This is a genomic window from Limnobacter sp., from assembly GCF_043511195.1.
Classification (GTDB): domain Bacteria; phylum Pseudomonadota; class Gammaproteobacteria; order Burkholderiales; family Burkholderiaceae_B; genus Limnobacter.
In genome coordinates this window covers 2,460,334-2,474,260 of sequence record NZ_CP121330.1, presented here as the reverse complement: position 1 = coordinate 2,474,260, position 13,927 = coordinate 2,460,334, and the positions used below count along the sequence as shown (strand labels likewise).

15 protein-coding genes are annotated in these 13,927 nt (G+C 51.4%); 13 read left to right on the top strand and 2 right to left on the bottom strand.

Translation table 11 applies throughout. The annotated features are described in order from the left end of the window. Positions 1-46: 46 nt before the first annotated feature. Both P0D43_RS11785 and P0D43_RS11780 read left to right on the top strand, forming a co-directional pair. The gene (locus P0D43_RS11785; RefSeq protein WP_394672495.1) at positions 47-1,378 is read left to right on the top strand and encodes an ATP-binding protein; all 1,332 of its coding nucleotides are present in this window, start codon (positions 47-49) and stop codon (positions 1,376-1,378) included. 2 nt (positions 1,379-1,380) lie between these two features. After that, on the top strand, positions 1,381-1,929 hold the full coding sequence (locus tag P0D43_RS11780) for a response regulator transcription factor (RefSeq protein ID WP_394672494.1): 549 nt from the start codon (positions 1,381-1,383) through the stop codon (positions 1,927-1,929). 24 nt (positions 1,930-1,953) lie between these two features. Here P0D43_RS11780 and P0D43_RS11775 read toward each other — a convergent pair whose 3' ends face one another. Beyond that, the gene (locus tag P0D43_RS11775) at positions 1,954-2,436 is read right to left on the bottom strand and encodes a DUF1178 family protein (RefSeq protein ID WP_394672493.1); all 483 of its coding nucleotides are present in this window, start codon (positions 2,434-2,436) and stop codon (positions 1,954-1,956) included. Between the two features lie 116 nt (positions 2,437-2,552). Here P0D43_RS11775 and P0D43_RS11770 point away from each other — a divergent pair, with 116 nt between their 5' ends. The 9 genes from P0D43_RS11770 to P0D43_RS11730 all read left to right on the top strand — a co-directional run bounded on the left by P0D43_RS11770 (position 2,553) and on the right by P0D43_RS11730 (position 10,046). Continuing rightward, the gene (locus P0D43_RS11770; protein ID WP_341238158.1) at positions 2,553-2,918 is read left to right on the top strand and encodes a hypothetical protein; all 366 of its coding nucleotides are present in this window, start codon (positions 2,553-2,555) and stop codon (positions 2,916-2,918) included. Between the two features lie 120 nt (positions 2,919-3,038). Further along, positions 3,039-4,403, top strand: coding sequence for a sulfite dehydrogenase (gene soxC / locus P0D43_RS11765; protein ID WP_394672492.1), 1,365 nt, complete (start codon positions 3,039-3,041; stop codon positions 4,401-4,403). Positions 4,404-4,406: 3 nt separating this feature from the next. Beyond that, positions 4,407-5,429 (top strand): c-type cytochrome, encoded by a 1,023-nt coding sequence (locus tag P0D43_RS11760; RefSeq protein WP_394672491.1) that lies wholly within the window; start codon positions 4,407-4,409, stop codon positions 5,427-5,429. 29 nt (positions 5,430-5,458) lie between these two features. Further along, positions 5,459-5,932 (top strand): thiosulfate oxidation carrier protein SoxY, encoded by a 474-nt coding sequence (soxY, locus tag P0D43_RS11755; protein WP_159570753.1) that lies wholly within the window; start codon positions 5,459-5,461, stop codon positions 5,930-5,932. A gap of 21 nt (positions 5,933-5,953) precedes the next feature. Further along, on the top strand, positions 5,954-6,265 hold the full coding sequence (soxZ, locus tag P0D43_RS11750; RefSeq protein WP_159570750.1) for a thiosulfate oxidation carrier complex protein SoxZ: 312 nt from the start codon (positions 5,954-5,956) through the stop codon (positions 6,263-6,265). Positions 6,266-6,302: 37 nt separating this feature from the next. Next, complete coding sequence (gene soxA, locus P0D43_RS11745; RefSeq protein WP_201301477.1) at positions 6,303-7,139, top strand: sulfur oxidation c-type cytochrome SoxA; 837 nt, start codon at positions 6,303-6,305, stop codon at positions 7,137-7,139. Positions 7,140-7,156: 17 nt separating this feature from the next. Then, on the top strand, positions 7,157-7,798 hold the full coding sequence (gene soxX, locus P0D43_RS11740) for a sulfur oxidation c-type cytochrome SoxX (protein WP_394672490.1): 642 nt from the start codon (positions 7,157-7,159) through the stop codon (positions 7,796-7,798). Positions 7,799-7,875: 77 nt separating this feature from the next. Next, positions 7,876-9,597: a thiosulfohydrolase SoxB gene (gene soxB / locus P0D43_RS11735; RefSeq protein WP_394673723.1), complete on the top strand. Its 1,722-nt coding sequence runs from the start codon at positions 7,876-7,878 to the stop codon at positions 9,595-9,597. A gap of 5 nt (positions 9,598-9,602) precedes the next feature. Continuing rightward, complete coding sequence (locus P0D43_RS11730) at positions 9,603-10,046, top strand: thioredoxin fold domain-containing protein (protein WP_394672489.1); 444 nt, start codon at positions 9,603-9,605, stop codon at positions 10,044-10,046. Positions 10,047-10,055: 9 nt separating this feature from the next. Here P0D43_RS11730 and P0D43_RS11725 read toward each other — a convergent pair whose 3' ends face one another. Continuing rightward, the gene (locus tag P0D43_RS11725) at positions 10,056-11,453 is read right to left on the bottom strand and encodes a response regulator (RefSeq protein WP_341236580.1); all 1,398 of its coding nucleotides are present in this window, start codon (positions 11,451-11,453) and stop codon (positions 10,056-10,058) included. A gap of 260 nt (positions 11,454-11,713) precedes the next feature. Here P0D43_RS11725 and P0D43_RS11720 point away from each other — a divergent pair, with 260 nt between their 5' ends. Both P0D43_RS11720 and P0D43_RS11715 read left to right on the top strand, forming a co-directional pair. Next, positions 11,714-12,742: a hypothetical protein gene (locus P0D43_RS11720; protein WP_341236581.1), complete on the top strand. Its 1,029-nt coding sequence runs from the start codon at positions 11,714-11,716 to the stop codon at positions 12,740-12,742. 83 nt (positions 12,743-12,825) lie between these two features. Further along, the gene (locus P0D43_RS11715) at positions 12,826-13,866 is read left to right on the top strand and encodes a putative solute-binding protein (RefSeq protein WP_341236582.1); all 1,041 of its coding nucleotides are present in this window, start codon (positions 12,826-12,828) and stop codon (positions 13,864-13,866) included. Positions 13,867-13,927: the final 61 nt, after the last annotated feature.

Sequence of the window (13,927 nt, the reverse complement as noted above, 5' to 3'; positions counted from 1 at the left end):
AGGTCAACCCCGTTTTTACAGGTTCAGCAGCAGGATTCACATTTCAATGGCCATTAATTCCGACATTGTTTCCATTCGGCAGGGCGCCAGTGCGTTTGATGAAACAAACGTATTGAACGAAACCGGCCACAAAAACATGTTGCATTTGATTCACCTGCGCTGGCTGGCTGTGGGTGGTCAAATCGCCACAATTCTGGTGGCCACCTGGGGTTTTGGCATTCAGTTGCCGCTGTTCAACATGCTTGCCGTGATGGTGTGCCTGATTGCTTTCAATGTGGGTGGCCACTTGCGTTGGCACGAAGAACGCGTGGTCAGCAACCGTGAATTGTTTTTGGCCATGCTGGTCGATATTGCCAGCCTTACCGCGCAGTTGTACTTCACCGGGGGCATCAACAACCCCTTCGTGTTTCTGTTTTTGCTGCAGGTCATTTTAAGTGCCGTGCTGCTGCGCGCCGAATCCACCTGGCTGGTGGTCGCCATCACCACCTTGCGTCTGGCTTTTCTGTCGGTTGTGAACAAGCCCCTGGTGTGGCCAGCCAACAGCCCATACAAGCTTGCTGATTTGTACGCCATCGGTTTGCTCATTTGCTTTGTGCTTAACGCAGCCTTGCGGGTTATCTTTATTACCCGCATTGGGCGCAATTTGCGCGCTGGCGATGCTGCCCTTGCCAGCTTGCGACAACGTGCCGCCGAGGAAGAACACATTGTTCGCATGGGCTTGTTGGCCAGTGGTGCAGCCCATGAACTGGGCACGCCATTGGCCACCATGTCGGTTGTGTTGGGTGACTGGAAGCGAATGCCTCAATTTTCAGGCAATGCGGCCATGCTCGAGGAAATCGAAGAAATTGAAGGTCAGCTGCTGCGCTGTAAAAGTATCGTCAGCGGTATTTTGTTGTCGGCTGGCGAAACCCGTGGGGAGTCCTCATCAAAAACCAGTCTGGACAACTTCTTTGAAAGTCTGGTTGAAGAATGGGAAAGTAGTCGCCCGGCCCAGCACTTTGAGTACAACAATTGCATTGATGAAGAGTTCACCGTGGCCTTTGATTCAACGGTGAAACAAATGCTGTTCAACGTACTGGACAATGCACTTGAAGTTTCTCCGAACTGGTTGCGATTTGAGGTGTCCAAAACCCAGGAGCAATTGTTCCTGATTGTTTCAGACCGTGGGCCTGGTTTCCGGGCTGATATTCTTGAACAGGTGGGCACGCCCTACAACTCAAGCAAGGGGCGCCCAGGTGGTGGTTTGGGTCTGTTTTTGGTAATGAATGTGGCGCGCACCTTGGGCGGCACATTGACAGTCAACAATCGCAAAGAGGGCGGTGCAGAAGTGGTGATTACATTGCCATTAAGCTCACTGATCTTGCAGGAGAACCAATAGCCATGAGCCAAAGTAGCAGTACGGAAAGGCTTTTGTTGCTGGTCGAAGACGACGAAGCATTTGCCCGCGTGCTTAAGCGTTCATTTGAGCGGCGCGATTACAAAGTGCTTCATGCCAGCAGTCAGGAAGAAATGCAGGCAGTGTTGTTGAAACAAACGCCAACGCATGCGGTGGTGGATTTGAAGCTCAGTGGAAACTCATCGGTCCTGAATTGTGTTCAAGACTTGCATGCGCACAACCCAGCCATGTCGATTGTGGTGTTAACGGGGTTTGCCAGCATTAATACGGCGGTTGAAGCAATCAAGCTGGGCGCTTGTCAGTACTTGGCCAAACCCTCAAATACCGACGACATTGAAGCTGCATTTGGACATGTGGCTGGTAGTGAACCCGTCGAGCTGACCAACCGAACCACCTCGATCAAAAACCTGGAATGGGAGCGTATTCACGAAGTGCTGGTAGAAACCGATTTCAATATTTCTGAAACAGCGCGCCGGCTCGGCATGCATCGCCGGACCTTGGCCCGCAAGCTTGAAAAGCGTAGGGTCAAGTAGCTGGCGGTGGTCGGGTAATCTGTTTTAATTCAACTCTTCTTCGCTGGGCAACACCGGCAGCGCAATAATTTCAATGCCTTCATCGCGCAGTTCGTCGAACTCTTCTGGGCTGGCTTGTCCGCGAATGGCGCGTATGGGCGCTTCCTCGTAATGAATTTTTCGGGCCTCTTCGGCAAAGCGGTCGCCCACATCTTCAGAATGATTAATTAAAGCCTGTATGGCTTGCCGTGCCATGACAAAAGCAGTGGCCACATCCACGGAATTTGGTTTTTGCACAGCGGGTGCCGCAGGTATCTCTTCTGCTTTTTGCCCGGTAACTGCATGTGCATGATCGGCCTTGCTGCCAATATTGATTTTTGAAGGCACTTTACGAATGGCAGATGTGCCACACTCGGGGCAGGTGAGAAGTTTTTGTTCGCGCTGGTCGTCGAAATCCTCGTTGGATCGAAACCAGCCCTCGAAGCGGTGGGAGTACTCACACTCCAGGTCGTAAATAATGATTGCCACAATATTTGAATCTGTCTCTGAATTTGGGTATTTTACAGTGGAATGGTTTGCCTACTGCTGAATTTGAATCTCTTCTAGAATTCGATCAACAACAATCAAGGCCCAAAGAGGTTTGTATGTCCCGAAAAAAGTCACTTGAGCCCCATTTGCGCGGCATTGTTGACTTGGTATCCGCCACACTTGACGAAGGCACCCGGCAAGTTGAGGGTGTTCATCGTCGAATTGCAGACATTCCATTTTCCGTGCTGAAAAAGATTCGCCCAATTGCACCCATTTCATCGGCCGTGCACATGGTGGAGAAGAAAATTACCCATTCTGCCTATGACACCGTTCGTTTGGTGGCCAAGGTGGGCGCTCAGGCCGTGCACAATGTTTTGCCCACCGACCCCACCAGCCAGGGCATTTCCAAACCCGAGTACAAAATAGACCACGACAGTCTTCGAAAGCAGAAATCTGTGCAGAAGACTAAGAAGAAACCCTAGGTTCAAACTGCTTGCACAAGTCAATTTTAGAGCGTAAATTCTAGATATGATCATATGCGCATATAAGATTTAATAATCAAGTGCGTCGTATGGAAAAACATGCATATCTAGGAGACATTTGTGTCGTTTGACATTTCTTCAGACACCCCGTTGGGTCAAGTTCGACGCGCACCAGAAAACTTTGTAAGCCGCAGTGACATTGCCTTTGTCAATCGTGCCAGTGAAACGGATCGTCGTGGTTTTTTCAAAAAAGCATTCGCAGCCGCTGCCGCGGGCGCGGTGGTGGCAACACCTGCTTTGGCCCGCGCAGCGCAGGGCGACCCAGCCATACTCAACTTGCCTGCACACAGCAAAGGGCTTGGTCAGCCCGTGGCCACCATGCCTTACGGCATGCCCTCACAGTACGAGAAGAATTTGCAACGCCGTGAATCACCGGGCTTGACCCGCGTGGGCGGCTCGTCCGTTTCGTTTTGCCCTTTGCAGGGTTTGTTTGGTGTCATCACACCCTCTGGGCTTCACTTTGAGCGCCATCACCAGGGTTGGTGGGACATCGACCCCACCCAACACCGCTTGATGATCAACGGTTTGGTCAAAAAAGAAATGGTGTTCACAGTCGATGAACTCATGCGCATGGAATCGGTTTCGCGTGTGCATTTCATTGAGTGTGGCGCAAATTCCGGCATGGAATGGGCCAATGTGGCGGTGCCCACCGTGCAGTACACCCATGGCATGTTGAGCTGTTCCGAATTCACGGGTGTGCCCTTGATCAAGGTGCTGGAATACTGCGGCGTGAATTTGAAAAAGGGTCGCTTCATTCTGGCCGAGGGTGCCGATGGTTCATCCATGACCCGCACCATTCCCATGGAGCTGGTTGAAAGCGGCGAGGTGTTGTTGGCCTACGGGCAGAACGGTGAAATGCTGCGGCCTGAAAATGGTTATCCCTTGCGTTTGGTGGTGCCCGGGGTTCAAGGCGTAAGCTGGGTGAAATACCTGCGACGCATTGAAGTGGGCGACAAACCTTATGGCACCAAAGACGAAGCCATTCATTACGTTGACTTGATGCCCGATGGCACGCACCGTCAATACACCTCGATTCAAGAATGTAAATCAGTGATCACAACGCCATCGGGTGGTCAACAATTACTCAGCCCGGGTTTTTATAACATCACAGGGCTGGCCTGGAGCGGCAGAGGGAAAATTACTGCGGTGGATGTGTCCACCGATGGGGGTAAAAACTGGAAAACTGCCAAACTGCAGGGGCCTGTACATGACAAGTCGCTGACCCGTTTCAACTTGCCCTGGGTTTGGGATGGAAAAAGTGAGGTGTTGCTGCAAAGCAGGGCGGTTGATAGCACCGGTTACGTGCAGCCCAGCTACCGCACGCTTCGCGAGAAGCGTGACAACAAAAGCATTTATCACAACAACGCAATTCAAAGCTGGCGAGTCGATGCCGCTGGTGAAGTGCACAATGTGCATGTGGGGTAAGGCATGAAATTCAAATTTGAATCCCTGCTCGCCCTTTGTGCAACGCTTTTAATCAGCACCCACGCTTTTGGTTTTGAGGGTTTGGGGCGTGTGGCAACGCCCGATGAAGTCAAAGCCTGGGACATCGACGTTCGCCCTGATTTTGTGGGCTTACCCAAAGGCAGTGGCAGTGTCACCAAAGGCATGCAGGTGTGGGAATCGCAATGCGCGTCATGCCACGGCGTGTTTGGCGAAAGCAATGAGGCATTCACGCCCATCGTTGGCGGTACTACAGCCGAAGACATTAAAAAGGGTCGCGTGCAATCGCTGATTGACGGATCCTCTCCCCAACGCACTACCTTGATGAAAGTGCCCACCCTGTCCACTTTGTGGGACTACATCAACCGTGCCATGCCTTGGACCGCACCCAAAAGCCTGAGTACTGAAGAAGTGTATGCGGTGACTGCTTATATTTTGAACATGGGTGGAATCGTGGGTGATGACTTTGTCCTCAGCGACCAAAACATGGCGCAAACTCAAGCCCGGCTGCCGAACCGCAACGGCATGCAAACCAATCATGGCATGTGGCTTGCCTCGGGTAAACCCGATGTGAAAGCGTCACGTTGCATGTCAAACTGCAAACCTGACGCGAAAGTCATTTCTTTTTTGCCCGATTACGCACGTGATGCGCATGGCAATTTGAAGGATCAAAATCGTTTGGTTGGCCCAATTCGGGGCGTACTCACTGTGGCGCAGGCAAATGAAAAATCCGCAGGCCTCAAAGTGAGCAAACACTCAGGTGAGTCTCTGTTTAGCGCAAATGGTTGCGTGGCCTGCCACGGCATGGACAGTAAAAAATTGGGGCCGTCTGTTGTGGCAGTGGCCAATAAGTACGCTGACAAAACCGATGCAAAAGCCTATCTTGCGGGTAAAATCAAGGCAGGTAGCAGCGGTGTTTGGGGTGACATGCCCATGCCGGCGCAGTCGCATTTGTCTGAAGAAGATTTGAACGCACTTTCTGACTGGTTTTTGTCCAAGAAGAAGTGATTGATGGAATTTTTAGGAGGAGTTAGTCAATGAACCAAAACAGACGCACCATGCTGAAAGCCTCGTCGGGCCTGACAGTATTGGGCTTGGCAGTTGCCGCCGGATTGATCAAACCCAATGAGGTGTTCGCAGCCGCTGGGTACCCAGAAAAAGCATTTGGTGCCAAGTCTCTGGATGAACTGATGAAAGCCTTGGGCGGCAGTATGCCCACGGAAAGCAAGGAAATTACAGTGATTGCTCCTGACATCGCTGAAAACGGCGCAGTGGTGCCAGTTGGCGCTGACAGCAAGTTAAAAAACACCACAGAAGTAGCCCTGTTGGTTGCCAATAACCCCTCCATGATGTCGGCCCAGTTCATGATTCCCGCTGGCACAGAGGCCAAGGTAAACACGCGCGTAAAAATGGGTAAGTCCAGTGATGTTTATGCGCTCGTCAAGGCCGATGGCAAGTATTACTTTGCCAAAAAAGAGGTCAAAGTAACCCTCGGCGGTTGTGGCGGTTAATTCAAAATTCAGGAGAAAAATATGGGTGATCCAATGAAAATTCGCGCCAAGGCCAACGGCGATGAAGTGGAAGTGAAAGTATTGATGGCGCATGAAATGGAAACTGGCCAGCGCAAAGCCTCCGATGGCAGTTTGGTTCCTGCCTGGTTTATTCAGAACGTGACCGCCAAGTGCAACGACAAGGTGGTTTTGCAGGCCAATTGGGGTCCTGCCGTATCCAAAAATCCCTTCTTGTCCTTCTCTTTCAATGGGGGCAAAGCCGGTGATACAGTGGAAGTGACATGGACTGACAACAAGGGCGACTCCCGAACTGACAAGACCAAAGTGGCGTAATCTCCAATTAATGCATAACCATAAGAAGGGGTGTGAGATGAGGCAAACAGCAAGAACAGCGGTCAAGCTAGCCGCTGTGGCCTTTGTGGGCGCAGGTGCAATGGCGACCTTCACAATGAGCGCACATGCACAAAAAACCACCGAGCAGGGTATTCAGGAATACCGCGACATGCTGGCCGACGGCAATCCTGCCGAGTTGGTCGAGTTGCGCGGCGAAGACATTTGGCAAAAGCCGCAAGGCCCCAAGAATGCATCGCTTGAGCAATGCGATTTGGGCGTAGGCCCCGGCAAGCTGGAAGGGGCAGTGGCGACCATGCCCCGCTTCTTCAGCGACACAGGCAAAGTCATGGACGTGGAATCTCGTCTGGTGCATTGCATGGTGACATTGCAAGGGCGCGATGTTGCTGAAATAACCAAAAAACCTTTCTCAAGTGCGGGTGAAAAACCCACCGAGATGGAGTCTTTGGTTGCTTATGTGTACGCACAATCCCGTGGTGCCATGATCAAGGTTCCACAAGGCCATCCTGAAGAAAAGGCATCCCGCGCACGCGGCGAAAAAATCTTCTTTTACCGTGCAGGCCCTTATGACTTTTCCTGCGCAAGTTGCCACGCAACTGACGACCAGCGCATTCGTTTGCAAGGTCTGCCCAACTTGACAAAACCCGAACCTGCTCAAGCTGCATTTGCTGCTTGGCCGGCGTATCGCGTTTCTCAGGGTGCTGTGCGTTCCATGCAATGGCGCATGTACGACTGTTTCCGGCAGCAACGTTTCCCCGAGTTGAAGTATGGCTCGCAAGCGTCGATCGACCTGATTACCTTCCTGGGCGTGAAAGCCGAGGGCGGTACCATGCAGGCCACATCGCTGAAGCGCTAACAACGAGGAGAAAAAACATGCACAGCACAATTAAATATTCGGCCAGTGTTTTGCTCATTGCCCTTTTGGGGGCATGCGCGAACACAGACAGCAAGCCCGTGGTCGCAGAGCCAAGCAACGAAGAGGTTCACCAACTGTTGCTAGCCTCGTTCAAGACAAAAGGGCAAGCCAATATTGACCGCCTCAACCAAACCGAATTGCAGCAAGCCTGTTCGCTGGCTGAAACTGCACCGGGTGGTTTACCCGATACCCAGCGAACTGCGCTGCAAAATGCTGCTTTGGCCTCGGTGAAATATCCAGGCGATGGCAAGTACCTTGGGGACTGGAAAGCCGGTGAAAAAATCGCGCAAAGCGGAAAGGGTTTTCAGTTCAATGACAAAGAAGGCAGCACTTCAGGTGGCAACTGTTACGCCTGTCACCAGTTGGCACCGCAAGAATTGGCTTACGGCAACATTGGTCCGTCCTTGTATCAGTATGGCAAGTTGCGGGGCAACTCGGATGCCATCATGAAATACACCTGGGCGAAAATCTGGAATTCGCATGCCTACAACGCATGTTCCAACATGCCTCGTTTTGGCGCGGAAGGCATTTTGACGGAAGATCAGTTGAAAGACGTGATGGCCTTGTTGATGGCAACCGATTCGCCGGTCAACAAGTAAACACAATTGTTCCGATCACCTGTGCTTGAAAAAAGTGCAGGTGCTAACTCTCTGAAAAGCGAAATTATTCAATGCAGATGAATCGACGCGAATTCATGGGCATGCTCGCGGCCGCCTCGGCGGCGGGCATGGCGATCAACTCACCGCATGTACTGGCCGGTGGCCATGGTGAAAAGCTGTATGACCTGAAACCATTTGGCAATGCCAGCCTGTTGCACATGACCGATTGCCATGCGCAACTGGTGCCCATTTATTTCCGTGAACCGAATGTGAATTTGGGTGTGGCCGATGCCTTTGGCAAAGCCCCACACCTTGTGGGCGAGTCATTGCTCAAGGCATTCAATATCAAGCCGGGTTCCGCACAAGCGCACGCGTTCACTTATCTGAATTTTGAAGAAGCCGCCAAGCATTATGGCAAGGTAGGTGGGTTTGCGCATTTGTCTACCTTGGTGAAAATGATGAAGGCCAACCGGCCTGGCGCTTTGTTGCTGGACGGCGGCGACACCTGGCAAGGCTCGGCCACCAGTTTGTGGACCAATGCGCAAGATATGGTTGATGCTGCAAAAATGCTGGGCGTTGATGTGATGACCCTGCATTGGGAATGCACCTACGGTTCGGATCGAATTCTTGAAGTGGCCGAGAAAGATTTCAAAGGCAAAATCGACATTGTTGCCCAAAACATTAAAACCACTGATTTTGGTGATCCGGTTTTTCCAAGCCATGTGATGAAAACCATCAATGGGGCCAAGGTTGCAATCATCGGGCAAGCCTTTCCCTATAGCCCAATTGCCAATCCGCGTTACTTCGTCAAAGACTGGTCCTACGGCATTCAGGAAGAAAGCATGCAGGAAGTGGTCGACGAAGTGCGGGCAAAAGGCGCGCAAGCGGTGGTGCTGCTTTCTCACAATGGCATGGATGTTGACCTGAAACTGGCCAGCCGCGTGACCGGGATCGATTTCATTTTGGGTGGTCACACGCACGACGGTGTGCCCAACGCCATTCCCGTGAAAAACTCTTCTGGCACAACCTATGTCACCAATGCAGGCAGCAACAGCAAGTTTTTGGGCGTGCTTGACATGGACATTCGTGGCGGCAAATTGCGCGATTTCAAATACCGCCTCTTGCCAGTGTTCTCGAACATGCTGCCCGCCGACCCCGCGATGGAAACCTTTGTGAGCAACGTGCGCAAACCCTACATTGAAAAGCTGAGCGAACCCTTGGCAGTCAGTGAAGGTTTGCTGTATCGCCGTGGCAACTTCAATGGCAGTTGGGATCAATTGATTGTTGATGCACTGATGGAAGTGAAGGGCGCTGAAATTGCTTTTTCTCCAGGCTTTCGCTGGGGCACCAGCCTGCTGCCAGGTCAAACCATCACGCGTGAACACCTGATGGACCAAACAGCGATTACCTATCCAAATACTACTTTGGTCGACATGAAAGGCGAGTTCATCAAAACTGTGCTGGAAGACGTGTGCGACAACTTGTTCAACCCGGACCCTTATTATCAGCAGGGCGGCGACATGGTGCGTGTGGGTGGTTTGACTTACACCTGCAATCCCAACGGGGAAGCAGGCCAGCGCATTTCCGATATGCGTTTGAACGGTAAACCCATTGAGGCGTCAAAAGCATACAAGGTGGCGGGCTGGGCTCCGGTGGCCGAAGAGGCTCGCAACAATGGTGAACCACCAATTTGGGATGTGGTTGAAACCTATTTGAAAGCCAAAAAAACCATTGCCACCAAAGTGCCTTACACACCAAAACTGATTGGAATGAACGACAACCCGGGATATGTGGTCTAAATTGCATGAAAGCAGTCTGGGTGTTTCTCGTGTTGGCCTGGCTCTCGCCTGCACACAGTGCAGGTGGAGAACCACTTTCTTTTCCGGTTAATCTTCAACAACAGCAAGTGCCAGCTGTTGTGGTGCTGTTTTCCTTGCCCGATTGTGCTTACTGCGAAAAGGTCCGGCAGCAGTCATTACGCCATGTCAGCACCGATCCGAATTACAGGGGCAAGGTGGCTGTTTACGAAATCGATTTTTCAGACAGCAAGCGCAGTTTTATTTGGTTTGATGGAAATCGATACACCGGCAAATCTCTGGCCAGTCCGCTGAATGTGAAGTTTTCGCCCACGGTCATGGTGTTCAATGCAAAAGGTGCTGTGGCGGGCAAACCCTTGTTGGGTGCCAGTTTGCCAGAGTTTTATGGCGCTTATCTGGACCAGTTGATCAAGGCCGCATGGGCCTTGTAGACCGTAAATTCAGTCGTTGGCGGTACTCTGGCTGCCCTTGAAGTCCGATATGGCAGTTCGAATTCTGTCCAGCATGGCTTTGGACGGTTTGTGCTTGGTGATCTGGCTGGCCAGCTCATAACCTTTGGTGTCCATACTCACTGCGAAACACAATTCCAGCAGACTGGTTAAGGTTTCTGGCTCAAGCTTGGGCAACGCTTCTGTGTTGTCTTCGAAAAACGAAAGCAGTTTGCCACCTGCCTTCTCCCCGCGCCCATCGGCAATGTCTTTTTGAATCGCCATCATGGCACGCGCCAAATCAAGTTCAGTGGAATTCACCGTGCTGCGCATTTTTGCGGTCAGCTTCTCGGCTTCTTCATGTCGACCTTCCTGCACGTAAATTTTCGACAACTGAAGGTAGTCGTGTATTTGCGAAAGTGAGGTGTTTCGGGATCGATCAATTACTTTCGTCAGGTAGTTTTTCGAGCGCGTATTGTCACCAATGCGAACGGCGAGATCAGCAAGTTTGCGCAGGCGGGTCGTCGATGACAGTGCCTTCGCCCCCATTTTTTCAAGAATATCCAGGGCATCGGCCGGGCGGTTCTGCTCCCAAAGCACGTCGGCAAACAAGTCGCTGGCGGCCAGGTACTCCGGGTTTGTTTTTACCACCTCAGTGAGCAGGTCATTGGCTTGCTCAAACTGTTTTTTCTCAAGGTTGACCTTGGCCAGCAACAGTTGCATCCATGGTTTTGGCGCCTTCTCAATCTTTGCCTGCAATTCCTGTTCGGTTTTTTCGTATTCCGCCAATCTGTAGAACGATTCAATACGCATGCGTTCGAGCTCATTCAAATACTGCGGAAACTTTGATTCCAGATCTTCGCAAATGGCAGGCACTTCTTGAAACCGTTCTTCAAACATCGAACGGTATGCATCGGCCAATCGAATTTTTCGGTTAAATACTCGAACAACACGGTCTGAAAGCGTAGAGGCCGTGAAAGGTTTGATCAGGTAATCGTCGGGTTCGAATTCAGCCACTGCCACCACATTGCCGTAGCTCCGCTCACCAGTCACCATCATGAAAGCGGTTGACCACGCCAGTTTTTTGTTCACTCGCAGGTCTTCCAGCAGTTGTTGACCATTGCGGTCGCCTTCCAACTGGTATTCGCACACAATCAGCGCGAACTCGCGAGAACTCAAGTGCTGTTCAACTTCGGAAACCGAACTGGCGAAAATGACCGCTTTTGCACCCAGTTGAGAAAGTTGCTCCTGAAGCGCACGCCGCGTAGCCAAGGCCGAGTCCACCACCAGCGCAGTTTTGCCCTTCAATGGTGTCATGTCTTTTACGGCCTGCTTCATCCTGTCAGGCTTGTCGGTGCTGTTACTCGTAGCCGTATCAGAGTTGTCTGCCGGTAGATCGATCTGCGTCATGAATTTCGAAAGGCAACAAATGAAGATACTTTATTCTCCACGCTTTTTAACAGTTCGTTGCCTTCAATTGGGGGGTGTTTAGGCATCTGTCTTCAAATTTGGTGCCTCAAATAGAATAGCGCTTCTATTAACAACTGTTTACTTTCCCTTGGATGGGTGAATATTTCATGGTTTAATAACGTGCGCAAATCTTGTTACTCAAAGGTCAAATCTAAATATTGACTAGGCAAGGTATAAAAGAAAAATCAACGGAGACATCAATGATCAGAGCTGGCGTATGGCGTATTTTGGCCATTTCGGGAGTAATTGCATTTGCGGCAGGTTGCGCAAGCGTCGAAAGAGGGGCTACAAACCTCGCGATCAACCTGATTGAACGCAGAATTATTCCACCTCAGCTTGAAATTGACGATGTCGACATGGCCTGTCGCTTTGCCACAGGCAACTTTCCCCTGATTTCTGGCGGCACCCGCGCCTTTGGTGGCGATCCTCAACTGCTCGAATCTCTTTTGCTGGTCTCCTCTGCCGCGTGTTCTGAGCAGCGTGCAGTGGAAGAAGAACTGCGTTACCTGCGCGCTTCCAATCAAAACAATATTGTAGAAGCGCAAGACGCGCGTATTGGGCAAAAACGTTTGCTGGAAATTACCGCACGTCGCCAGTTGCGCGCATTTGAAGCCATGCGCAACAAGCTGGAAGACAAATACAACTTCGAATATGGTGAAGGTTGCCCCGAGTTCGAACGTGATTTTGATGAACTGACTTACTTGTTGGGCACCGTTGCTGGTTTGCAAGCTGTGGTGAACGACATTGCTTCCCAGCAAATGGTGGGTGTGCCCACCGACATCGCGCCAAAATCCGAACGTGCGCTCACCTGTATTTCCAATGCCAAGTGGTGGGGCGCGCCAAATGCCGCCCGCGCCGTGGTCTGGAGTATTTTGCCAGGTGCCTCTGAAGGCAAAGACGTATGGGGAACATTCCGCTTGTCCATGTTGATTGGCGAGCGCCAAGGCGTGCGTCTTTCTCACGTGATGTACGGCTTGTCCGCACTGGCCGTGGGTGATACCCCCCGTTTCCGCGATGCAACCAAGCGTTTTGCGAACGTGAAAGACTTCAAATCAAGCCAACAATACGCGTTGGTCGACAGCTTGGCTGGTGCGGTCATGCTGAATCTTTCAGACCGTTACTGGACAGAAAACGTGGGCACCCGTACCCCCGTGAACAGCATGGGTAAATATTGGGATGAAGAAGCCGCGATGCCAGCAGGCATGAACGTGGACGACTTGTTGAACTAAGTTTTTGCTCACAGCAGACCTGGGTTAGATTCTCTAGCAAAAAATCCCGGGTTCGCAAAAACACAATTTTGGGAGACCAGACAATGAAGTTGAAAATCAAAGCAATCACCGCCGGCTTGGGCTTGGCCTTGATGGCATCCGCATCACCGGCCTTGGCCAAACAGAAAGTTTGTGTATTCGACATTCTGGGCGCAGGCGGCGACGTATTTAACCTGAGCAAAGACTACGTGTTGGCAGCCAAAGGTTTCGGTGCCGACCTGGAACTGGAAGCGTTTACTGACGAGAAAATCGCCTCTGAGAACTTCAAAACAGGCCAGTGCGATATGTTGGTAGCAACCTCGTTTCGCACGCGTGCTTACAACTCGGTTGCTGGTTCAATCGATGCATTGGGGGCGGCCTCTGTTGTGAAAGACGGTAAGGTAGACATGCCTTTGAGCTATGAAGTGGTCAAGCGCACCATTCAACTGTTCGCGACTGAAAAAGCAGATGCGTTGATGACTCAGGGCAACTATCAAGTGGCCGGTATCATTCCTTTCGGCGCTGCATACCTGTATGTAAAAAGCCGTGACATCAACTCAGTTGAAAAGCTGGCTGGCAAGAAGATCGCCTCGTTTGACTACGACTCTGCCCAAAAGGAAATGATTTCCAAGGTAGGTGCGTCTCCTGTTTCAGCCGATATTTCCAACTTCGGTGCCAAATTCAACAATGGTTCTGTCGACATTATTGCTGCGCCCGCCGCCGCTTATAAACCGCTTGAGCTTTACAAAGGCTTGGGCAGCGCAGGCGCAATTGTTCGCTTCCCGGTGGCTGTCTTGACCTATCAGGTCATCGTGAACAAGAGCAAGTTCCCCGAGGGTTTTGCCCAGAAATCTCGTGACTACTGGTTCAAGAAATTCCCTGCAGGCATGCAAATCATTACCAATGCTGAGAAGGGTATCCCCAACGCAGCGTGGATGGATATTCCTGCTGCCGACTCTGTGAAATACACTATTTTGCTGCGTGAATCACGCGTGGCGTTGGCCAAAGGCGGTTCATACGATCCCAAGGCCTTGAATATCATGAAGCAGATTCGTTGTAGCGTGAACCGCGCTGACTCCGAGTGCGCAACCAAGACCGAGCTGTAATCGATCCAGGGCGGGGCTTATTCCCGCCTGTTTGCCTTTGCAGTAATGGGGGCTTGCCGTT